Origin of the sequence: Streptomyces sp. NPDC091292 (genome assembly GCF_044757265.1) — a bacterium.
GTDB lineage: Bacteria > Actinomycetota > Actinomycetes > Streptomycetales > Streptomycetaceae > Streptomyces.
In genome coordinates, this window is sequence record NZ_JBIVUQ010000010.1 from 228,477 (window position 1) to 250,901 (window position 22,425).

The 22,425-nt window shown below is 71.1% G+C and carries 18 protein-coding genes; 11 read left to right on the forward strand and 7 right to left on the reverse strand.

Annotated elements, in window-relative coordinates:
- Nucleotides 1-25 precede the first annotated feature (25 nt).
- Entirely contained in the window at nt 26-397 is a 372-nt protein-coding gene (locus tag ACIQNU_RS26305) for a winged helix-turn-helix transcriptional regulator (protein WP_401370974.1), read from the reverse strand.
- A 60-nt stretch (nt 398-457) separates the two neighbouring features.
- Here ACIQNU_RS26305 and ACIQNU_RS26310 point away from each other — a divergent pair, with 60 nt between their 5' ends.
- The gene (locus ACIQNU_RS26310; protein WP_401370977.1) at nt 458-1,093 is read left to right on the forward strand and encodes an NADPH-dependent F420 reductase; all 636 of its coding nucleotides are present in this window, start codon (nt 458-460) and stop codon (nt 1,091-1,093) included.
- A 4-nt stretch (nt 1,094-1,097) separates the two neighbouring features.
- On the opposite strand, the gene ACIQNU_RS26315 is transcribed toward ACIQNU_RS26310, so the two are convergent.
- Complete coding sequence (locus ACIQNU_RS26315; RefSeq protein WP_401370980.1) at nt 1,098-1,784, reverse strand: glycerophosphodiester phosphodiesterase; 687 nt, start codon at nt 1,782-1,784, stop codon at nt 1,098-1,100.
- A gap of 22 nt (nt 1,785-1,806) precedes the next feature.
- Complete coding sequence (locus ACIQNU_RS26320) at nt 1,807-2,865, reverse strand: adenosine deaminase (RefSeq protein WP_401370982.1); 1,059 nt, start codon at nt 2,863-2,865, stop codon at nt 1,807-1,809.
- A gap of 110 nt (nt 2,866-2,975) precedes the next feature.
- Between ACIQNU_RS26320 and ACIQNU_RS26325 the strand changes: the two genes are divergently transcribed.
- Nucleotides 2,976-3,818: a DUF4190 domain-containing protein gene (locus ACIQNU_RS26325; protein ID WP_401370985.1), complete on the forward strand. Its 843-nt coding sequence runs from the start codon at nt 2,976-2,978 to the stop codon at nt 3,816-3,818.
- A 166-nt stretch (nt 3,819-3,984) separates the two neighbouring features.
- On the opposite strand, the gene ACIQNU_RS26330 is transcribed toward ACIQNU_RS26325, so the two are convergent.
- On the reverse strand, nt 3,985-4,569 hold the full coding sequence (locus tag ACIQNU_RS26330) for an NADAR family protein (protein WP_401370988.1): 585 nt from the start codon (nt 4,567-4,569) through the stop codon (nt 3,985-3,987).
- 207 nt (nt 4,570-4,776) lie between these two features.
- On the opposite strand from ACIQNU_RS26330, the gene ACIQNU_RS26335 reads away from it, so the two are divergent.
- The 8 genes from ACIQNU_RS26335 to ACIQNU_RS26370 all read left to right on the forward strand — a co-directional run bounded on the left by ACIQNU_RS26335 (nt 4,777) and on the right by ACIQNU_RS26370 (nt 14,586).
- On the forward strand, nt 4,777-6,300 hold the full coding sequence (locus tag ACIQNU_RS26335; RefSeq protein ID WP_401370991.1) for a gamma-aminobutyraldehyde dehydrogenase: 1,524 nt from the start codon (nt 4,777-4,779) through the stop codon (nt 6,298-6,300).
- Between the two features lie 83 nt (nt 6,301-6,383).
- A complete protein-coding gene (locus tag ACIQNU_RS26340) occupies nt 6,384-7,628 on the forward strand; it encodes a PotD/PotF family extracellular solute-binding protein (protein WP_401370994.1) in 1,245 nt (414 codons plus the stop codon).
- A 70-nt stretch (nt 7,629-7,698) separates the two neighbouring features.
- Nucleotides 7,699-8,847 carry an ABC transporter ATP-binding protein gene (locus tag ACIQNU_RS26345; RefSeq protein ID WP_401370995.1) on the forward strand — a complete coding sequence of 383 codons (1,149 nt, stop codon included), beginning with the start codon at nt 7,699-7,701 and terminating at the stop codon, nt 8,845-8,847.
- Entirely contained in the window at nt 8,844-9,782 is a 939-nt protein-coding gene (locus ACIQNU_RS26350; RefSeq protein WP_401370997.1) for an ABC transporter permease, read from the forward strand. The genes ACIQNU_RS26345 and ACIQNU_RS26350 overlap by 4 nt, the downstream gene beginning before the upstream one ends.
- Entirely contained in the window at nt 9,782-10,582 is an 801-nt protein-coding gene (locus ACIQNU_RS26355; protein ID WP_401371000.1) for an ABC transporter permease, read from the forward strand. Before ACIQNU_RS26350 ends, ACIQNU_RS26355 begins: the two co-directional genes overlap by 1 nt.
- Before the next feature lie 53 nt (nt 10,583-10,635).
- Complete coding sequence (locus ACIQNU_RS26360; RefSeq protein WP_401371002.1) at nt 10,636-12,054, forward strand: NAD(P)/FAD-dependent oxidoreductase; 1,419 nt, start codon at nt 10,636-10,638, stop codon at nt 12,052-12,054.
- Nucleotides 12,055-12,198: 144 nt separating this feature from the next.
- Complete coding sequence (locus ACIQNU_RS26365; protein WP_401371004.1) at nt 12,199-12,642, forward strand: hypothetical protein; 444 nt, start codon at nt 12,199-12,201, stop codon at nt 12,640-12,642.
- 99 nt (nt 12,643-12,741) lie between these two features.
- Nucleotides 12,742-14,586, forward strand: coding sequence for a chitinase (locus ACIQNU_RS26370; protein WP_401371007.1), 1,845 nt, complete (start codon nt 12,742-12,744; stop codon nt 14,584-14,586).
- A gap of 69 nt (nt 14,587-14,655) precedes the next feature.
- Here the strand turns inward: ACIQNU_RS26370 and ACIQNU_RS26375 are convergent, their stop codons facing one another.
- The 3 genes from ACIQNU_RS26375 to ACIQNU_RS26385 all read right to left on the reverse strand — a co-directional run bounded on the left by ACIQNU_RS26375 (nt 14,656) and on the right by ACIQNU_RS26385 (nt 20,718).
- Nucleotides 14,656-16,101 carry an aldehyde dehydrogenase family protein gene (locus ACIQNU_RS26375; RefSeq protein WP_401371009.1) on the reverse strand — a complete coding sequence of 482 codons (1,446 nt, stop codon included), beginning with the start codon at nt 16,099-16,101 and terminating at the stop codon, nt 14,656-14,658.
- A gap of 605 nt (nt 16,102-16,706) precedes the next feature.
- On the reverse strand, nt 16,707-18,359 hold the full coding sequence (locus ACIQNU_RS26380; RefSeq protein ID WP_401371011.1) for a PucR family transcriptional regulator: 1,653 nt from the start codon (nt 18,357-18,359) through the stop codon (nt 16,707-16,709).
- A 187-nt stretch (nt 18,360-18,546) separates the two neighbouring features.
- On the reverse strand, nt 18,547-20,718 hold the full coding sequence (locus tag ACIQNU_RS26385) for an ATP-binding protein (RefSeq protein ID WP_401371014.1): 2,172 nt from the start codon (nt 20,716-20,718) through the stop codon (nt 18,547-18,549).
- Nucleotides 20,719-21,012: 294 nt separating this feature from the next.
- Here ACIQNU_RS26385 and gabT point away from each other — a divergent pair, with 294 nt between their 5' ends.
- A complete protein-coding gene (gene gabT, locus ACIQNU_RS26390; protein ID WP_401371015.1) occupies nt 21,013-22,347 on the forward strand; it encodes a 4-aminobutyrate--2-oxoglutarate transaminase in 1,335 nt (444 codons plus the stop codon).
- The last annotated feature ends 78 nt before the right edge of the window (nt 22,348-22,425 follow it).

The following is a 22,425-nucleotide window of genomic DNA, read 5'->3' on the forward strand; positions in this document are numbered from 1 at the left end:
ACGCGGTGACCGCTGGGGGGTGCCGTCATGGGGCGGTGTGAGGCTCTCCCGGTTCTCGCCGGTCCAACGCGTCCATGACCTCGTCTCCGTGGGTGGATGCCCAGGTGCCTATCGCCTCCAGCGGGACGAGTAGGGAGCGGCCCAGGCTGGTCAGGTGGTACTCCACTCTTGGTGGGGCCTCCCTGTAGGCGTGGCGTTCTATCAGGCCGTGGTGCTGGAGGCGGCGGAGGGTTTCGGTGAGGACCTTCGGGCTGATGCCGCCTATGCGTTCCCGCAGGTCACCCGGGCGGTACGGGCCGTGGCGCAGCGCCCAGAGCACGACACCGTTCCACGTGGGCGCCAGCAGATCGAAGGCGAGGCGGGCACGGCAGTCCGCCAGGAAGTCGTCGCTCGTCACCTACGGCATGGTGCCCGACACTTACCGATCGGTGCCTGTCGGTTTCCGTACGGTCGGCGCATGCGGATAGGACTTCTCGGTACGGGAAACATGGCGGACGCGCTGGGCACCCGGTGGGCGCGTGCGGGGCACGACGTGTGGGTGGGTGGGCGGAGTCCGGATCGGGCGGAGGCGCTGGCCGCGCGGGTCGGGGGGCGTGCGGGCAGCCTCCGGGAGGCGGCGGGCTTCGGGGACGTGGTGCTGCTCGCGGTGCCGTTCCCGGCGGGCGAGGAGGTCGCGGCGGAACTCGCCGACGTTCTCACCGGGCGGGCGCTCATCGACTGCTGCAACCCGGTCGGGCCCGGTTTCGGCCTGCTCACCGATGGCGGTCCGGCGGCGGCACTGCGGATCGCGGCGGCGGCGCCGGGCGCGCACGTCGTCAAGGCGTTCAACCTGTGCCACGAGGGCGTCTGGCGGCTGACCCCGCCCGTCTTCGACGGCCGTCCGCTCGGGGTACCGCTCGCCGGTGACGACGCCCACGCGCTGGGTCTCGTACGGGAGTTGACCACCGATCTCGGCTGTGTGCCGTACGCGGCGGGCGGGCTTGACCGGGCCGGGCTGCTTGAGGCGACGGCGGCGCTGCTGATCGGGCTGTGGGTCGGTGAGCGGGTGGATGCCCAGGCCATCGCACCCCCGCAGGCCCACGCGGGGGCGTGAACCCCTACAGTTCGCGGCTGCGCAGGTCGTGCAGGACGTCGACCCGATTCGTCGTGATCGAGTCGACGCCCGCTTCGATGAGGCGGCGCATCGCGCGGCGGGTGTCCGGGGTCCACACCGACAAGAGGTAGCCGTCGCGGTGGACCCGGGCCGTCAGGTCACGGTCGACCAGGCTGAAGCGGTAGTTGAGCCACCGGGGCCGCACTGCTTCGAGCAGGCCGGGGCGTGGCGGTGCGAGTGTCGTCCAGGTCAGGGCGATCTCCGCGGCCGGGTCCGCGGCGCGGACCGCGAGCATGGTCTGCGGGCCCGCGCAGTAGTACGCCCGTTCCTGCGCGCCGCAGTCCCGCACCACCCCGACGATCCTGCGTACCGCCGCCGGCGTCGCCCCCGGCAGGTCGACCATGATCCGGCCGTCACCGGTCGCGTCGAGCGCGTCGGCCAGCGTGGGCACGCCCCCGTCGGTGAGCCCGCGCACCTCGGCCGCGGACAGCGCCGACAGGGGGCGTTCGTGCTCCCACAGCCGCTCCAGCGTCGCGTCGTGCAGCAGCACGGGGACGCCGTCGCGGGTGAGCCGTACGTCGATCTCCACCGCGTCCGCACCCCGGTCGAGCGCCGAGCGCAGGGACGGAAGCGTGTTCTCGCGGACGCGGTAGGGGTCGCCGCGGTGGGCGACGGCGGTCAGGGTGCGCATGGGTCCGTTTCTCGATACGCCCCTAGCGGGCGAGCCAGTTCGTTGTGTACGTGTCGATCTCGGCGGTGAGTGTCGCCTTGCCGGCGGGCTCCAGGAAGGACGCCTCCACGGCGTTCTTCGCGAGCGCGGCGACGCCCCGCTCGTCCAGGTCCAGCAGGCGGGCGGCGACGGCGTACTCGTTGTTCAGGTCGGTGCCGAACATCGGCGGGTCGTCCGAGTTGATGGTGACCAGGACGCCGGCCTCCACCATCGCCGTGATCGGGTGCTCTTCGAGCGTGCGTACCGCGCGCGTGGCGATGTTGGACGTCGGACAGACCTCCAGGGCGATGCGGTGCTCGGCGAGGTACGCCAGCAGCTCCGGGTCCTGGGCGCTGCTGGTGCCGTGTCCGATCCGCTCGGCCCGCAGCTCCCGCACCGCGTCCCACACGGTCTGCGGTCCGGTCGTCTCGCCCGCGTGCGGTACGGAGTGGAGGCCCGCGGCGATGGCGCGGTCGAAGTACGGCTTGAACGGCGGCCGGGGGACACCTATTTCGGGGCCGCCGAGCCCGAACGACACCAGCCCCTCGGGACGCAGTCCGTCGGTCACGGCGAGCCGCGTGGTCTCCTCGGCGGCCTCGGAACCGGCCTCGCCCGGAATGTCGAAGCACCAGCGCATCATCACGTTCAGCTCGGCCTCGGCCGCCTTGCGGGCGTCCTCTATGGCGGCCATGAACTCCCGCTCGGGGACCCGCCGACGGGTCGTCGAGAACGGGGTGACGGTCAGCTCCGCGTACCGGACGTTCTGCCGCGCCAGCTCGCGCGCCACCTCGAACGTCAGGTGCCGTACGTCCTCCGGGGTGCGGATCAGGTCCACGACGGACAGGTACACGTCGATGAAGTGCGCGAAGTCCGTGAACGTGAAGAAGTCCGCCAGCGCTTCCGGGTCGGACGGCACCTTCGAGTCGGCGTGCCGGGCCGCCAGGGTGGAGACGATACGGGGAGAGGCCGAACCTACGTGGTGCACATGGAGTTCGGCTTTCGGCAGCCCGGCGATGAAGGCGTGCAGATCGGTCAAGGGGTCCTCCCCGGGAACGGCGCCCATGGTCGGCGCGGTGATCGGCTGATCGGTGGTTCGCAGACATCGTAGGCGGCTCGGGGCGCTGGTGAGGGGGGCCGTAGCATGTCGGGACGCATGACGGAGGGGGCGCTGCGGTGAGTGACGAGATGAGTGGCGATCGGTGGGGGGCGCCGGGGGGCGCGCAGGGCAGTGGCTCGCAGGGCGGTGGCGCTCAGGGCAGTGGGGAGAAGCCCGATCCGTGGGCGCCGGCCGGGGAGCGGGAACGGGACGGGGACGCCGGGGCGGCTGTGTCGCTGGGCAAGACGCCGCCGGCGGATTCGGGAGCCCCCGGAGCGACGGTCGGCGGGCCGGATCCCTGGGCGGCGCCGGTGGACGCGACGCCGTCCCCCGCGAATCCGTACGCCCCGCCGTCCGGCACCGCGTCGCCGCACAGCCATCCCCCGGTGGCCGGGGGCATACCGGGCGGCCAGGTTCCGGCGCCCCCGCTGTCCCCGGAGGGTCCTGGCCAGGCGGCGCCGTACGGGTACCCGGGTCCCGCCCCGTACCCCTACCCCGGGCAGCCCGTCCCCGGCGCACCCGCCGGTTACTTCCCCGGGGTGCCGGGTGGTGTCTCCGGGTACGGCTGGTCCGGTATGCCGGTGGCCCCCAGCAACGGGCTCGGTACGGCGTCGCTGGTCGTCGGGATCATCTCCGTCGTCGGGTTCTGCCTGTGGCCGGTCGCGATCATCCTCGGCATCCTCGCGGTGGTCTTCGGCTGTGTCAGCCGGGCGAAGGCTCGGCGGGGCGAGGCCACGAATCCTGGGCAGGCGCTTGCCGGCATCATCTGCGGTTCCGTGGGGCTGGCACTGGCTCTGATGTTGCTGGTGGCGACTGTGATCGCGGGGGTGAACTCGTACGAGGACGAGGGGCCGGTGGATGAGAGTGGGTTCTCGACGTTGGGAAGGGTGGATTCGGCGGGGCGCTGGGCGCTGACCTGAGCGGGGGCGGCGCGTGCCGCGCGCCGTTTGCGCAGTTCCCCGCGCCCCTGGAAGTGGGGGGTGATCGCCGTCCTTCGTGGTGCGGGTCGGCCGTGGTTGGGTGCGCAGTTCCCCGCGCCCCTGAAAAGTGACCGCCTCCGTTCCGCGCGCCCCTGAAAAAAGCGGGTTACCTCAGCCGCGCCCTCGCCTCCATCAACGCGAACCCCAGCAGGTTCAAGCCCAGCCACCGCTCCGGCACCCCCGCTCGCTCGTCGTCCGCCGCCAGGCCGATTCCCCAGGTTCGGTCTCTTGGGCTGGCCTCAACTAGGACGCGGTCGCCTGTGGTGAGCAAGTAGGTGCGCAGGGCGGTGTCGGACTTGAATTTGTGGACGTTTCCCTCTGCCACGATCTCGAAGCGCTCCCGGGCCCAGACCGTCTCGTCGAAGTTCTTCACCAGGCGGCCCGCCTTCTGGGCGAGTGCCGGGTTCGGGGCCTCCAGGGCCATGCGCTCCGCCTCCTCGTCCTCGAAGAGGCGGGCCTTGGCGGCCATCATCCAGTGCTCCGCCGTCGCGTACGCCACGCCGTCCACCGTGAACGGTGAGGGCCACCACTGGCTCAGGCAGCTCTCCGCGATCCGGCCGTCGGGGCGTGGGCGGTGGCCCCAGAAGTGCACGTACTTCACCCGGGCGCCCTCGCGCACCGCCGTCACCAGGGCGTCTCTGGGCGCTGTTCCCGGGGCGTCGGACACGCTGTGTACATCGGGTGTCTTCATGCATGCCACTGTGGCACGCACCACTGACACTCCGTCCTGGGTTTTCCGCTGGGACTCGACACCTGGTCGACAGATTCCGTCGCGTAACCAAAAGGCAACAACGGAATCACTTGTTGGAGTAGTACTGCTCTGTCAGGATCGGCACTCAAATCGAGGTGGAGCTACGCCGACCCCCGTGGGACGGGGAGGACGGCGGAGGAGAGTGTCATGCACAACCCGGGCCATCGCTTCCCGGCACAGGACCGCTTCGCGGACGGTGCCCAGTTCGTTGCGGGGCGGCCCGCCAAGGGCACATCCGGACAGAGTTACGCGGTCGTGGACCCGGCGACCGGCGACGCGGTCTACACGTACGAGCTGGCGGGACCGGCGGATGTCGACGCGGCTGTCGGCGCGGCCCGGGACGCGTTTCCCGGCTGGTCGGCCACCACTCCGGGTGAGCGGTCCGACGCGATGCACCGGTTCGCCGCCGTGCTCGCCGACCGCGCCGACGAGTTCGCGCGCGCGGAGTCCCTCCAGTGCGGCAAGCCGATCAAGCTGACCCGTGAGTTCGACGTGCCGGGGACCATCGACAACACCGCCTTCTTCGCGGGCGCCGCCCGTCATCTCCAGGGCCAGTCGGCGGGGGAGTACTCCGGCGACCACACGTCGTATGTGCGCCGGGAGCCCATCGGCGTGGTCGGCTCCATCGCGCCCTGGAACTATCCGCTCCAGATGGCCGCCTGGAAGGTGCTCCCGGCCATCGCGGCCGGCAACACGATCGTCCTGAAGCCCGCCGAGCTGACCCCGCTGACCTCGCTGATGTTCGCCGAGGCCGCGATCGAGGCGGGCATCCCGGAAGGTGTCGTGAATATCGTCACGGGGGCGGGACGGGACGCCGGTGAGCATCTGGTGGGGCACCCGGACGTGGCCATGACCTCGTTCACCGGGTCCACCGGCGTCGGCAAGCGGGTCGCCGAGATCGCCACCGCGACCGTCAAGCGGCTGCACCTGGAACTCGGCGGCAAGGCGCCGTTCGTCGTCTTCGACGACGCCGATCTGGAGGCCGCCGTGCACGGCGCCGTCGCGGGCTCCCTGATCAACACCGGGCAGGACTGCACGGCCGCCACGCGCGCGTATGTGCAGCGCCCGCTGTACGACGCGTTCGTCGCCGGTGTCGCCGACCTCATGGAGACCGTCCGAGTCGGCGACCCGTTCGACCCGGCCACCGACCTCGGCCCCCTCGTCTCGCACGCCCAACGCGACCGGGTGGCCGGTTTCGTGGAACGGGCGCGCTCCTACGCGCGCGTGGTCGCCGGCGGCACCGCACCGGGCGGCGACCTCGCCCGGGGCGCCTTCTACCGGCCCACCCTGATCGCCGACGCCGCCCAGGACAGCGAGGTCGTCCAGTCGGAGATCTTCGGCCCCGTCCTCGTGGTCGTACCCTTCGACAGCGACGACGAGGGCATCCGGCTCGCCAACGACATCCCCTACGGCCTCGCCGCGTCGGCGTGGAGCCGTGATGTGTACCGCGCCAACCGGGCGACCCGCGAGATCAAGGCGGGCTGCGTCTGGATCAACGATCACATCCCGATCATCAGCGAGATGCCGCACGGCGGCTACAAGGCGTCCGGGTTCGGCAAGGACATGTCCACGTACTCCTTCGAGGAGTACACCCAGATCAAGCACGTCATGTTCGACAACACCGCGGTGGCCAGAAAGGACTGGCACCGCACGATCTTCGGGGACCGCTAAGTATTCGACAGGCGGCCTCGGCCGCCGGGGCCGCCGCCACAGCGCGCGGTCGGCCCCACCCTCCCGGAAGGGCACCCACGCGCATGCAGTTCGAGCCTGAACCCCTCTCCCCGGCCCAGGTGGCCGCGATGCGGCGCAGCATGCGCAACGGCAGGGCATCGCTGTCCCGCCGTTCACTGCTGCGGGCGACCACCGGCGGGGCGCTCGCCGTCGGTGGCATAGGCGCGCTCAGCGGCTGCGGCATACCCGCCGCGGCGAGCAACACCGACGGCGTCTCGTCCGAGGACCACTCGGCCAAGGAGAAGCGGCTGAACTTCTCCAACTGGACCGAGTACATGGACGTCGACGACAGCGGCCGTAAGCACCCCACTCTTGACCAGTTCCGCGCCCGTACCGGGATCACCGTCAAGTACACCGAGGACATCAACGACAACGTCGAGTTCTTCGGGAAGATCAAGCCGCAGCTCGCCGCGGGCCAGGACACCGGGCGCGACCTGATCAATGTGACCGACTGGCTCGCCGCGCGCCTCATCCGCTTCGGGTGGGTCCAGAAACTGGACCCGTCGAACCTGCCGCACGCGTACGCGAACCTGTCCCAGCAGTTCCGCAGCCCCGACTGGGACCCGGGGCGCGCCTACTCGTACCCGTGGACCGGTATCCCGGCCGTCATCGCCTTCAACAAGAAGGCTCTCGACGGCGAGACGGTCACCTCCATGTCGGACCTCCTCGACAACCCCAAGCTCAAGGGGCGCGTGGGGCTGCTCTCCGAGATGCGCGACACCATGGGTCTGACGCTGCTCGACATGGGCAAGGACCCCGGCAAGTTCACGGACGACGACTTCGACGCGGCCATCGCGCGTATCCAGAAGTCCGTGGACAAGGGCCAGATCCGCCGCTTCACCGGCAACGACTACACGTCCGACCTGGCCAAGGGCGACCTCGCGGCGTGTGCGGCGTGGGCGGGCGACATCGTGCAGCTCCAGGCCGACAGCCCGGACATCGACTTCGTCATCCCGGACAGCGGCTACATGATCGCCTCGGACAACCTGCTGGTCCCGAACAAGGCACGGCACAAGGAGAACGCCGAGCGGCTCATCGACTTCTACTACGAGCCGAAGGCCGCCGCCGAACTCGCCGCGTACATCAACTACGTGTGCCCCGTCGACGGCGTCAAGGAAGAGCTGGCGAAGATCGACCAGGGCGCGGCGGACAACCCGCTGATCATCCCCGACAAGGAGATGGCGTCGAAGTCGCACGCCTTCCGCTCGCTCAGCTCCAAGGAAGAGACGGCGTACGAGGAGAAGTTCGCCAAGCTCACCGGCGCCTGACCCGTACGCACCCCAGGGTGCCCTTCTCCGTCCCCCAGTCCTTCACCGTCCCTCAACTCCGGGATCCATCATGACGACAGACCACGGTGGCGACGTCCGCCTCACCGGGATCGGCAAGACGTACGGCTCCTTCACCGCCGTCCACCCGCTGGACCTGACCGTCCCGCAGGGCTCCTTCTTCGCCCTGCTCGGCGCGTCCGGCTGCGGCAAGACGACCACGCTGCGGATGATCGCGGGCCTCGAAGAGCCCACATCGGGCACGGTCGCGCTCGGCGACCAGGACGTGACCGCGCTGCCGCCCTACAAGCGGCCCGTGAACACGGTCTTCCAGTCGTACGCGCTCTTCCCGCACCTCGACATCTTCGAGAACGTCGCCTTCGGGCTGCGCCGCCGCGGTATCAAGTCCGTGAAGAAGCAGGTCGGGGACATGCTCGACCTGGTGCAGCTCGGTGACTTCGCGCGCCGCAAGCCGCACCAGCTCTCCGGCGGCCAGCAGCAGCGCGTCGCCGTGGCCCGCGCCCTGATCAACCACCCCAAGGTGCTTCTCCTGGACGAGCCGCTGGGCGCGCTCGATCTGAAGCTGCGCCGTCAGATGCAGCTGGAACTCAAGCGCATCCAGACCGAGGTCGGCATCACCTTCATCCATGTCACGCACGACCAGGAGGAGGCCATGACGATGGCCGACACGGTCGCCGTGATGAACGCGGGCCGTGTCGAACAGCTCGGGGCGCCCGCCGACCTCTACGAGAACCCGAGGACGACGTTCGTCGCGAACTTCCTCGGCACCTCGAATCTCATCGAGGCCCGCGTGGACTCCACCTCCGGCGACGACCTCGTCCTCAGGGCCGGCGACGGCAAGCTGGTGCTGCCCGCCGCGCGATGTTCGGCGCCCGCTACCAGCGGCGGCAAGGTCCTCGTCGGCATCCGCCCCGAGAAGATCTCGCTCACGCACATCGACGACGCGGACACGGTCCCCGACGGCCGCAACCGCATCACCGGGAAGATCGCCGACAGCAGTTTCATCGGCGTCTCCACGCAGTACGTCGTCAACAGCCCGGTCTGCCCCGACTTCGAGGTCTACGCGCAGAACATCGAGCGCGACCCCCGCCTGGTGCCCGGCGCCGAGGTCGTCCTGCACTGGAACCCGCTCCACACCTTCGGGCTCGACGCGACGCAGGACATCGACGCCGGTGTCGAGTCGGTCGAGGAGGCGGCATGACCGCCGTCACCGAGGCCCCGCCGGCCGAGCCCCAGCAGCCCGAGCAGACCGAGAAGGTCCGTAAGCCCCGCAGACGCGGCAGGCTCGTTCCGTACTGGCTGCTGCTGCCCGGCATCCTGTGGCTGTTCGTGTTCTTCGCGCTGCCGATGGTCTACCAGGCGTCCACGTCCGTGCAGACGGGCTCCCTGGAGGACGGCTTCAAGGTCACGTGGCACTTCGCGACCTACTGGGACGCCCTGTCCGAGTACTGGCCGCAGTTCCTGCGCTCGGTCCTGTACGCCGGTTCCGCGACGATCCTCTGTCTGATCCTGGGCTATCCGCTCGCGTATCTGATCGCCTTCCGCGCCGGACGCTGGCGCAATGTGGTGCTGATCCTCGTGATCGCGCCGTTCTTCACCAGCTTCCTGATCCGTACGCTCGCCTGGAAGACGATCCTCGCGGACGGCGGCCCGGTCGTCGGCGCCCTCAACACCCTGCACGTCCTGGACGTCACGAGCTGGCTCGGGATGACGGCGGGGGACCGGGTGCTCGCCACACCGCTCGCCGTGGTCTGCGGTCTCACGTACAACTTCCTGCCGTTCATGATCCTGCCGCTGTACACCTCGCTCGAACGGATCGACGGACGGCTGCACGAGGCGGCCGGTGACCTGTACGCGAAGCCGGCCACCACCTTCCGCAAGGTGACGTTCCCCCTTTCGATGCCCGGTGTGGTCTCCGGCACCCTGCTCACCTTCATCCCGGCGACCGGTGACTACGTCAACGCGGATCTGCTCGGCTCCACCGACACCCGCATGGTCGGCAATGTGATCCAGACGCAATTCCTGCGGATTCTCGACTATCCGACGGCCGCCGCGCTCTCGTTCATCCTCATGGCCGCGATCCTCGTCATGGTCACGCTCTACATCCGTAAATCCGGGACGGAGGATCTGGTCTGATGGCTCTCGTACGCTGGTTCCGGCGGAATCTCGTCGTCATCGCCGGTCTGGTGACCCTCGGCTATCTGCTTCTGCCGAACGTCATCGTCACGGTGTTCTCCTTCAACAAACCGAAGGGGCGCTTCAACTACGAATGGCAGAACTTCTCCACGGACGCCTGGAAGGACCCGTGCGGGGTCGCCGACATGTGCGGCTCGCTGTCCCTGAGCCTCCAGATCGCCGCCTGGGCCACGCTCGGCGCGACCATTCTCGGCACGATGATCGCGTTCGCCCTGGTCAGATACCGTTTCCGGGCGCGGGGCGCCATCAATTCGCTGATCTTCCTGCCGATGGCGATGCCCGAGGTCGTCATGGCCGCCTCGCTGCTCACGCTGTTCCTCAACATGGGCGCCCAGCTGGGTTTCTGGACCATTCTGATCGCGCACATCATGTTCTGCCTGAGTTTTGTCGTCACCGCGGTCAAGGCCCGGGTCATGTCGATGGACCCGCGCCTCGAACAGGCCGCCCAGGACCTCTACGCGGGCCCTTTCCAGACCTTTGTCCGGGTCACCCTGCCGATCGCCGCGCCCGGTATCGCGGCGGGTGCGCTGCTCGCCTTCGCGCTGTCCTTCGACGACTTCATCATCACCAATTTCAACGCGGGCTCGACCGTCACGTTCCCCATGTTCGTCTGGGGCTCGGCGCAGCGCGGAACGCCCGTTCAGATCAATGTCATCGGCACGGCCATGTTCATCATCGCCGTACTGTTCGTCCTGGCCGGAATGGTCATCAGCAACCGCCGTGGCAAGCAAAAGGCATAACCCGCACAACGATCAACCCGCACAAGGCATAACCCTGTAGGGAGTTGAAAATCATGGCCCCGAGCGCCATGACCCGCTGGACCGCGGCCCTGTCCGACGCGCAGCCCGTCTCCTTCTGGCTGGACGACCCCGGCCGTCCGCGCGCCGAGCCCGCCCTCACCGGCACCGAGCAGTGCGATCTGCTCGTCGTCGGCGGTGGCTACAGCGGGCTGTGGACCGCGCTGATCGCCAAGGAGCGCGACCCGGCCCGCGAGGTGGTCCTGGTCGAGGGCCAGGAGGTGGGCTGGGCCGCGTCGGGCCGCAACGGAGGGTTCTGCGCCGCGTCCCTCACGCACGGCCTCGACAACGGCCTCAGCCGCTGGCCGGACGAGATCGGCACCCTGGAGAAGCTGGGCGCCCGCAACCTCGACGCGATCGAGGACGCGGTCGCCCGCTACTCCATCGACTGCGACTTCGAACGCACCGGCGAGATCGACGTCGCGACCGAGCCGTACCAGGCCGAGGAGTTGCGTGCCTGGCACGGCGAGATGCGCCGCCGGGGCCTCGCGTCGGGCACCGAACTCCTCGACACGGACGCGGTCCGCGCCGAGGTCGACTCGCCGGCGTTCCTCGCGGGCCTCTGGGACCGCGACGGCGTCGCCATGCTCCACCCGGCAAAGCTCGCCTGGGGCCTGAAGCGCGCCTGCCTCTCCCTCGGTGTCCGGGTGTACGAGCACACGCCCGCGCTCTCCCTCACGCAGCGCGGCGCCGGCATGGGCGTCCGCACGCCCTACGGCCGGATCTTCGCGCGCCAGGTCGCCCTGGGCACCAATGTGTTCCCGTCGCTCGTCAAGCGCGTACGCCCGTACACCGTGCCGGTCTACGACTACGCGCTGATGACGGAGCCGCTCACCGCCGACCAGCTCGCCTCGATCGGCTGGCGCAACCGGCAGGGCCTGGGCGACAGCGCCAACCAGTTCCACTACTTCCGGCTCTCGGCGGACAACCGCATCCTGTGGGGCGGCTACGACGCGATCTACCCCTTCGGCGGCCAGGTGCGCGCCGAGCACGACCACAGGCCCGAGACGTACGCGAAGCTCGCCGGGCACTTCTTCCGGTACTTCCCGCAGCTCGAAGGCGTCCGCTTCAGCCACGCGTGGGGCGGCGCCATCGACACCTGCACACGTTTCTCGGCGTTCTTCGGCACCGCGCACGGCGGACGCGTCGCCTATGCGGCGGGCTACACCGGCCTCGGTGTCGGCGCGACCCGGTTCGGCGCGGACGTGATGCTGGACCTGCTCTCCGGCGAGCGCACCGAGCGCACGGACCTGGAGATGGTCCGCAAGAAGCCGCTGCCCTTCCCGCCCGAGCCGTTCGCCTGGACGGGGATCTCCCTCACCAAGTGGTCGCTCGCCCGCGCCGACGAGCAGGACGGCCGCCGCAACCTCTGGCTCAGGACGATGGACCGGCTGGGGCTCGGTTTCGACAGCTAGCGCATGCGCGTGGGTGTCCGTACTGGTCAGCCGGTGTGACCCAGTTCACTACCGGTAAGTACGGAAACCCGCGTAATGCTGCGGCCCCCGCCCCCTCTCCCTGGTGATCCGCACACCGCGATCACAGACACAAGGGAGATCGACATGACCGGTCCGACCGTCAAAGCGGCCGTGGAGTGGCTGGTGTCCGTGGCACCGGAGCCCGACGCCTGCCGCTGGGAGTGGGAGCGCAACCCCCTCGGGGTCGCGCTGCTCCCGGCCGGCAGGCTCTGGGACGTCCTCATCCTGCCGGGGGAGCTGGGGTACCCCACCCTCGACGTCCTCACCCGCGTCATCGACCGTCCGGGCCCCGTGCTCGCCGACTTCGGCGACTCCCGGATGGGTTTCTTCGTGCCGTCGGGCACCGCGGCCCGCTGGGTCGGTACCGGGATCCGCACGGCCGGGACCGGGACCTGGATTGTCGTCCCGTACCCCGGCCGCGCGGCCAACAGTGGCGTGCGCTGGCTGATCCCGCCGGACGGCAGCGGAACCCTCACCGATCCGGCGGTCCTGGAGCTGGCGATGCACGAGGCGGCGGCAGGGGGGTGAACGTGACGGATTGCTGTCAGAGGTCTTGACAACCGAATTGGTCTGGACCAAATTGAGCGCGCTCCGCCCACTCCAAATCCCCCATGCCCGGAGGCCGTTGTGGATCGCACCAGACCACGCGTACGTCCCCCCGTACGCGGCTTCGTCCGTCCGAGACTTCTCGCCGTGCTCGCCACGACCGCGCTGGTCGCCGTGCCCGGCATCACCGTGACGTCGTCGGCCGCCCGTGCGGCCGATGCCGACCTCGCCCGCAACGGCGGATTCGAGTCCGGCCTCGACGGCTGGACCTGCACCGCGGGCAGCGGAGCCGTCGTCAACTCGCCCGTGCGCAGCGGCACTTCGGCGCTCCGCGCGACCCCCGCCGGCAGCGACAACGCGCAGTGCTCCCAGACCGTCACCGTCAAACCCGACTCCCAGTACACGATCAGCGGTTACGTACGCGGGAGCTACGTCTACCTCGGCGCCTCCGGCACCGGTACCACCGACGTCTCCACCTGGACCGCGTCGGCCGCCGACTGGCAGAAGCTCTCCACCACCTTCCGCACCGGAACCACCACCACCAAGGTCACCCTCTACACCCACGGCTGGTACGGAACCCCCGCCTACTACGCCGACGACATCTCCCTCGTCGGACCCGGCGTCGACGCCGGACAGCCGCCGGCCGTCCCCACCGGTCTGAGGACCGGCACGGTCACCTCGTCCAGCGTGGCCCTGTCCTGGTCCGCCACCACCGGCGCCACGAGTTACGCGGTCTACCGCGACGGCACCAAGGTCCAGACGGTCACCGGCACCTCGGCCACCGTCAGCGGTCTGACGGCGGCCACCGCGTACAGCTTCCAGGTCGCGGCCGTGAACGACGCGGGAGAGTCCGCGAAGTCCACGGCCGTCACGGCGACGACGGGCACCGGCGGCGGAGGCGGCTCGGGCGACCTCCCGGCGCACGCCCTCGTCGGCTATCTGCACGCCAGCTTCGCCAACGGCTCCGGCTACACCCGGCTCGCCGACGTCCCCGACAGCTGGGACGTCATCGACCTCGCCTTCGGCGAACCCACCTCGGTCACCTCGGGCGACATCCGCTTCAACCGCTGCCCGCAGACCGAGTGCCCGAACGTCGAGAGCGACGCCGAGTTCAAGGCCGCCATCAAGGCCAAGCAGGCCGCCGGCAAGAAGGTCCTGATCTCCATCGGCGGCCAGAACGGTCAGGTCCAGCTCGCCTCCACGGCCGCCCGTGACACCTTCGTCAGCTCCGTCTCGAAGATCATCGACGAGTACGGACTCGACGGCCTCGACATCGACTTCGAGGGTCACTCGCTGTCCCTCAACGCCAACGACACCGACTTCAAGAACCCCACGACCCCGGTGATCGTCAACCTCATCCAGGCCGTGAAGACCCTCAAGGCCAAGTACGGCGCCAAGTTCGTCCTGACCATGGCCCCCGAGACCTTCTTCGTGCAGCTCGGCTACCAGTACTACGGCACCGGCCCCTGGGGCGGCCAGGACCCGCGCGCGGGCGCCTACCTCCCGGTCATCCACGCCCTGCGCGACGACCTGACCCTGCTGCACGTCCAGGACTACAACTCCGGTCCCATCATGGGTCTGGACAACCAGTACCACTCGATGGGCGGCGCCGACTTCCACATCGCCATGACCGACATGCTCCTGACCGGCTTCCCCGTCGCGGGCAACGCGGCCAACGTGTTCCCGCCGCTGCGGCCCGACCAGGTCGCGATCGGCATGCCCGCCTCCGTCAACGCGGGCAACGGCTATGTGGCGCCCGGCGAGGTCAACAAGGCCCTCGACTGCCTCACCAAGAAGACGAACTGCGGCTCCTACACGACCCACGGCACCTGGCCCGCGCTGCGCGGCCTGATGACATGGTCGATCAACTGGGACCGCTTCAGCGCCTGGGAGTTCTCGAAGAACTTCGACGCGTACTTCGGCTGAGCACAGCGGCCCCTCCGCGGCCCCGGGCGCACCAGGGTCTCGGAGGGGCCGTCTGCGGCTCTCGGTGTGTCAGAGGGCGAGGCCCGTGAGGACGAGGACGCGCTCGTACGTGTAGTCGTCCATCGCGAAGCGGACGCCCTCGCGGCCCACACCGGACTGCTTGGCGCCGCCGTACGGCATCTGATCGGCGCGGTACGACGGGACGTCGCCGACGATGACTCCGCCCACCTCCAGCGCGCGGTGGGCCCGGAACGCGGTCTGCACGTTGTGCGTGAACACGCCCGCCTGGAGGCCGTACTTGGACTCGTTGACGGCGGCGAACGCCTCCGCCTCGCCGTGCACCTTCGTCACCAGGAGAACGGGTCCGAAGACCTCTTCGCGGGCGACCGTGGCATCGCCGGGTACGTCGGCGAGGACGGTCGGCGCGTAGGAGGCGCCGTCGCGCTTGCCACCGGTGAGCACCGTGGCGCCCGCTGCCGCCGCCTCGTCCACCCAGGACTCGACGCGCTGCGCGGCGGCCTCGCTGACCAGCGGACCGACGTCGGTCGCCGAGTCGGCGGGGTCCCCGGTGACCTGGGCCTCGACCGCCGCGACGATACGGGGCACGAGACGGTCGTACACCGAGGCGTCCGCGATCACGCGCTGCACCGAGATGCAGGACTGGCCGCCCTGGTAGTTGGAGAAGGTGGCGATACGGGTCGCCGCCCAGTCCAGATCCGCGTCACTGGCGTAGTCGCCGAGGACGACGGCCGCGCCGTTGCCGCCCAGCTCCAGGGTGCAGTGCTTGCGCGGCACCGAATCCATGATCGCGTAGCCGACCGTCTCGGACCCGGTGAAGGAGATCACCGGCAGGCGCTCGTCCTGGACCAGGGCGGGCATGCGGTCGTTGCCGACCGGCAGGATCGACCAGGAGCCCTCGGGCAGCTCGGTCTCGGCGAGCAGGTCGCCGATGATCAGCCCGGACAGCGGGGTCGCGGGCGCCGGCTTCAGGATGATCGGCACACCGGCGGCGATGGCCGGGGCGATCTTGTGGGCGCACAGGTTGAGCGGGAAGTTGAAGGGCGCGATGCCCAGGACGACGCCCTTGGGGAAGCGGCGCGTGAGGGCGAGACGGCCCTGACCGCCCGCGTCGGTGTCCAGGCGCTGCGCCTCGCCACCGTTGAATCGACGCGCCTCCTCGGCGGCGAACCGGAACACGGAGACCGCGCGGCCGACCTCACCCCGCGCCCACTTCACGGGCTTGCCGTTCTCGGCGGAGATCAACTGGGCGATCTCCTCGGTGCGCTCCACGAGCCGCTTCGACACATGGTCGAGGGCGGCGGCGCGGACATGGGCGGGCGTCGCGGCGAAGGAGTCCCGCACGGCGTACGCGGCGGCGACCGCCTCCTCGACCTGGGCCTCGGTCGGCTCGCTGACCTGCCCGACCAGCCGCCCGTCCCAGGGCGAGGTGACGTCGAAGACGGTCTCGCCGGTGGCCTGGCGCCCGGCGAGCCAGAAGGCATGGGTGGAAGTCATTGTCGAGTCCCGGCCCTTCCGCGTGAGGTGTGTCGTGGTCACTCTCACCGTAGGCGCGGAGGGGCGGTCGGTGGTTTGTCCGCCACGGAGTGGTACGCCGGTGACGCTGGCCGGATTGTCGGTGTGCCGTGCGTAGCGGGGCGCCCTGAAGGGGCGCGGGGAACTGCGCGACCAGCCACGGCGGACCCGCGGGTGATGTGCTGGGGTTTTGGCGGGGCGTCCGGTGTCGTGCGTTGCGGGGTCCCCCCTGAAGGGGCGCGGGGAACTGCGCGACCAGCCACGATGGACGCGCGGGTGATGTGCTGGGGTTCCGGCGTCGGAGGCGCCCTGAAGGGGCGCGGGGAACTGCGCGACCAGCCACGGCGGACGCGCGGGTGATGTGCTGGGGTTTCGGCGGGGCGTGTGGTGTCGCGCGTTGCGTGGTCCGCCCTGAAGGGGCGCGGGGAACTGCGCGACCAGCCACGACGGACCCGGAGGTGATGCACGGGGGTTCCGGCGGAGTGTCTGGTGTCGCGCGTTGCGGGGTCCGCCTTGAAGGGGCGCGGGGAACTGCGCGACCAGCCACGACGGACCCGCAGTCGACACACCGGCCTCCAGCGGAGCGCTCACGTACCGCTCGCCATCGTCGTCTTCAGGGCCAGCCACAGCTCCATCCGGACGTCCGGATCGTCCAGGGAGCGGCCCAGGATCTCCTCGACCCGTCGCATGCGGTACCGCAGCGTGTGCCGGTGGACGCCGAGGTCCGCCGCCGCCGCGTCCCACTGCCCGTGCCGCGACAGCCACGCCCGCAGCGAGTCCACCAGATCGCCCCGGCCCTTCGCGTCGTGCTCGTACAGCGCGCGCAGCAGACCGTCCGCGAAGGCCCGTACCGCGTCGTCGGCGAGCAGCGGCAGCACCGAACCGGCCGCCAGCTCCTCGTGCTCGACCAGCGCCCGGCCGCGCCGGCGGGCGACGGAGAGCGCCTGTTCGGCCTGCTTGTACGCGGTCGCGGCGGCGATCGGTCCGGCCGGCGCCGACAGCCCGACGACCAGGTCGTCGCCCTCCGGCACCGAAGCCCCGGCCGCCTCGTCAGCAGCGCCGCCCGCACCGGCCCGGGTCGCCTCGACGGACTCCGCGTACCGCGTGCACGCCTCGACCGCCGCCCCGCCGTCGACCGCGAGGAGCAGCAGCCGCTCGCCCTCCGGGACGACCAGCACCGCCTCACCGGCCCGAGCCGCCGCGGACTCGACGGCGTCGGTGAGGGCGTCGAGCGGACTGTCGCCGGAGCCGGCCTTCGCCGACGCCGCGCCGCCGTCGGCCGCGGTCCCCGTGAGGGAAGCCGACGGCGACTCGGCGATGATCAGCCGGAACGGCGCGTCCAGCAGATCCCCGTACAGCCCGCCCGCGACGGCCCGCGCGTGATCCGGCTCCCCGGCGAGCAGCATCCGCAGGACGGCGCCGCCGATGCGCTGCTCGGCGGCGTGCAGCGAGCGGGACCGCTCGGTGGTGAGGGTGAGCAGCGCGATGGCGGAGTGCACGGCGTACCGCTCGGCGGTGCCCAGCGTGGAGGCGGTGCCCACGGCGAGCGCGGCGCGGGGCCGCCGCCCGGTGCCGAGCGAGTGCAGCTCGACGCGGTCGTCGCTGCCGGCCACGACGGCGCTCGCGGGCGCAGGCCGCTCCCGCAACCGCTCCACGTCGGCGGTCAGCCGGGTGGCCCTGCGGGACGCCCAGTCGGGCGCCGTGGAGACGAGGGCCCCGGACGCGTCGTACAGCGCCGCCCAGCCGTCGACCTGCACGGCGAGCGCGGCGATCAGACCGTCGGGACCGTCGCTCAGCGCCTGCTTGGTCAGCTCGCGCTGGGCGGCGAAACCGGCCGTGACGGACCGGTACTGCTCCCGCGCGATGGCTTCGGACACGGCCTTGCTGATGGCGAGGAAGGGGGTGCGCCGGGGTACCGCGAGCAGCGGCAGGTCGGCCTCGCGGGCGGCGGTGAGCAGGGCGTCGGGGATGTCGTCGTAGTGCACGCCGACGGCGAAGCCGAGCCCCACGACCCCCGCCTTGGAGAGCCGCTTCACATAGCGGCGCATCGCCTCGGGGTCCTCCGCGTCGAGCTTGAGCGCGGTGACGAGGAGCAGTTCCCCGCCCTCCATGTACGGCACGGGGTCGGCCAGCTCGCTGACGTGGGCCCAGCGGACGGGGGTGTCCAGACGGTCCTCGCCCGCGCGCACGGTGAGCTTGAGCGCGGAGTGCTGGACGAGCGAGGCGAGCGTGGGGGGCATGGGACCTTCAGGTCGCGGAGGAGGTGCTTTGGCGTGATCTTGGTGATACGGGGGTGATCTCTTGGCCGCCGCGTATGAACGGCTTTACCGATTCTGCCTCACCGTACGATGCCGGCGGCACCGCTCCTCCGCGTGAAACCGCTCTCCTCAGGCTGACGCGCTGAGGGGGCAGGTGGTAGGGACGGACTCACCTCCGCAGATCGACAAGGAGCGGCGGCGCGTGCTCGCCCCGGACCGTCGTCAGCGACAGCACGGCGTGCCCCGGCGGCACCGCGTGGGCCAGCTCCGACGCCGACCACCGCTCCCGCTCCACCTGCCGTACGGTCACCGCGCGGGCGGTCACCGCGCGACCGGTGATCACCCGACGCAGCGCGTGCACGGTCTTGCCGAGCGGGGTCTCCGCGATGATCTGCCGGTCGGTGACGTCCCGCGCCTCCGTCCACTCCTTGCCCCACACCTCCGCGAAGTCCTGCCCGTCCCACGGCGTGAGCCCGGACAGCGCCATCCGGCAGCCGATCGCGCCGAGCAGCGGCCCGCGCAGCGGCCGGGGCACGTCGTCGAGGGTGCGCAGGGTCAGGACGGCCCCGGCGTGCGAGGACCGCAGCCGCTGGATGCCGCGTACCGCGTCGGGGGTGATGACGCCGGTCGCGTCGTCGATGACGAGACACGCGAACAGGGAGCGGTCCTCGCGGACCGCGACGCTCGCGGTGAACTGGGCGAGGACCAGCCGGGCGAGGATGCGGGACGCGTCGGCGTGGCCGCGCTGCGGCAGGTCGATACGGACGCGTACGGGGTGGTCGAGCGCCCGCAGCGAGAAGGGCCGCCCCTGGCCCGCCGTGTCGAAGAACCCGGCGAACGCGGGCCGGTCGAGCAGCGCGACCCGGTCCGCGAGGACCCCGCCGACATCGCCGGGGTGGCCCGACTGCCGTGCGCGGGCGTCGAGTTCGCGGAGCATGGCGTCCTGCCCGCTCTCGGTGAGCGCCTTGCGGAGCGCGTCGAGCGGTCCCGGCGCGCCGTCGAGCAGGCCGCGCAGTTCGGGGACGGAGGGGAAGCGGCCGTGCACCGCGCGGAACGGGCCGATGAGCTGGGCGAGGATCGTCGTGGAGCGCCTGCTGTCGCCGCCGGGGTGCGGCTCGGCGAGGTCGCCGACAAGGGCTTCGGCGAGGACCGCCGCCGCCTCGTCGGGGTCGGTGGTGCCGCCGTACAGATCGAGGTCGTAGACGGAGTCGGGGTGTCCGATCCGGACGACGACGTCATAGCCCTCGGCCGCGCCGAGCCCCGCGCCCGCCGCGCCGACCACGATGACGGCGGCGCGCCCGGCGAGCGCCTGGAGGCACAGCGACTCGGTGAGCGGCCAGACCACACTGCCGGTCTTGCCCGATCCGGCAGGACCGACGGCGAGCAGCCCGGTGCCGAGCAGATCGGGCCCGATGCCGAGCCCGGCGCCCCGGTAGTGGTAGGGGTTGCGGCTGTCGTCGGCGGTGGTGCCGATCCGGACCTGGGCGGTCAGCAGGTCGTGCCGGGCCGAGCGGCCCGGCAGGTCACGGGCGCCGGACGGGTGCAGGCAGGCGGCGGCGCCCTCGTCGGTGACGGCCCGCGCGAAGTCGGCCATGCTGTGCCGCCCGTTGCGCACGCCCTGCCAGGCACGGGCGATCCGGGCCAGGTCGACATCCCGCATCAGTCCGGTACGGGCATCGGCGGCGAGCCGGTCCGCTGCGGCCACGGCACCGGCCGCCCGCAGCTCCGGCCACTCGGCGGGGTCCTCGCCGGGCGCCGGGGGGCGGACCGGGGCGGCCGGTGCGGCGCGGCGCCACGCGGGCGGGCCGAAGCGGCGCCACAGCTCCCCCCAGCGGCCGAGCCGGCCGACGGCGATCATGAGGCCGAAGGCGACGGCGCCGTAGTACGCGTAGACGACGATCACGGCGCCGAGGGTGTGCGGCTCGGCCCAGGAGTCGGGGATCGCCGCGTAGAGGGGGAGCAGCCACCAGCCGCCGAGGTAGCCGTTCCACAGCAGGGACCAGACGAGCCAGCCCACCAGGAACGCGATCACGGCGCCGGTGACGAGCTGGCGGGCCGGGGTGACCTCGGGCTCCTGTTCGGGCCGCGGGGTGTGCCGCAGCCGCCAGACGCCGGGGGCCGCCTCGGGGCGGGGGGCGCGCAGCCAGGCGAGGAAGTCGCCGCCGTGGGGGAGGGGCGGGGTGGCGGTACCCGCACTGCCGCCCGGGGCGCCCGTGGGGCGCGGCGGCCGGACCGGCCTGGGCGGGGGCGGTTCGGCGCCCGACCCGTTCGGCGGTCCCGCCGGACGCGGCACCGGTGTGGCGTGCGTACCGCGAGCGTCCTGCGTGCCGTCGGTGTCCATGGCCCTTGCCCCCTGACCTGCCGGTCTCCGTGTAGCGCGGTCGAACTGCGGTCAATCTAGTGCCCACGCGGGGGACTTCACCGGCTACGCGCCCGGTTACGCGCCCCGCCTGCGGGAATGTGCCGCCGCCGGGCCCGGCCCGCGACCGCGAGGGACTATGTCCATGACGGACAACCTTCCGCGTGAACAACTCCCTCATGGAGCATGCCCAGTCCTCCGGCCCCGCTCTAGCCTGCGGAAGAAAGCTGTGAAATCAGTCCAACCCGCGTCCGCACCACCCCCCAGGAGCCCGACATGACCGCACTTCCGCAGGAGCGCCGCGTCGTCACCGCCATCCCCGGCCCCAAGTCGCAGGAGCTGCAGGCCCGACGCGCCGCCGCGGTCGCGGCGGGTGTCGGCTCCGTGCTCCCCGTCTTCGCCGCCCGCGCGGGCGGCGGCATCATCGAGGACGTCGACGGGAACCGGCTGATCGACTTCGGCTCCGGTATCGCCGTGACCAGCGTCGGCGCCTCCGCCGAAGCCGTCGTACGCCGCGCGTCCGCGCAGCTCGCCGACTTCACCCACACCTGTTTCATGGTCACGCCGTACGAGGGGTACGTGGCCGTCGCCGAGGCGCTCGCCGAGCTGACCCCGGGCGACCACGCCAAGAAGTCGGCGCTGTTCAACTCGGGCGCCGAGGCCGTCGAGAACGCCGTGAAGATCGCCCGCGCCTACACCAAGCGGCAGGCCGTCGTCGTCTTCGACCACGGCTACCACGGTCGGACCAACCTGACGATGGCGCTGACGGCGAAGAACATGCCGTACAAGAACGGCTTCGGCCCGTTCGCGCCCGAGGTCTACCGGGTGCCCGTGGCCTACGCCTACCGCTGGCTGACCGGCCCCGAGAACGCGGGTGCCGAGGCGTCCGCGCAGGCCATCGACATGATCAGCAAGCAGATCGGCGCGGACAACGTCGCCGCGATCATCATCGAGCCGGTGCTCGGCGAGGGCGGTTTCATCGAGCCGGCGAAGGGCTTCCTGCCCGCGATCCGCCAGTTCGCCGCCGACCACGGCATCGTGTTCGTCGCGGACGAGATCCAGTCCGGTTTCTGCCGTACGGGCCAGTGGTTCGCGTGCGAGGACGAGGGCATCGTGCCGGACCTGATCACCACGGCCAAGGGCATCGCGGGCGGTCTGCCGCTGGCGGCGGTGACCGGCCGCGCGGAGATCATGGACGCCGCGCACGCGGGCGGCCTCGGCGGCACCTACGGCGGCAACCCGGTGGCCTGCGCGGGTGCGCTCGGCGCCATCGAGACGATGAAGGAGCTGGACCTCAACGCGCGGGCGCTGCGGATCGGCGAGGTCATGAAGGCCCGCCTCGCGGCGATCCAGGAGAAGTTCGACATCGTCGGCGAGGTCCGCGGCCGGGGCGCGATGATCGCGATCGAGCTGGTGAAGGACCGCGCGACCAAGGAGCCCAACGCCCAGGCCGCGGCGGCGCTCGCCAAGGCGTGCCAGACGGAGGGCCTGCTGGTCCTTACCTGTGGCACCTACGGCAATGTGCTCCGTTTCCTGCCGCCGCTGGTGATCGGCGAGGACCTTCTGAACGAGGGTCTGGACATCCTCGAAGGCGCGTTCTCGCAGCTCTGAGCGCTGTTGTCGACCTGTGAAGAGTCAGACGCTGTGAAGAACGTGTGCGAGGGCGATGGCGGGGCACCCTTCCGGCTG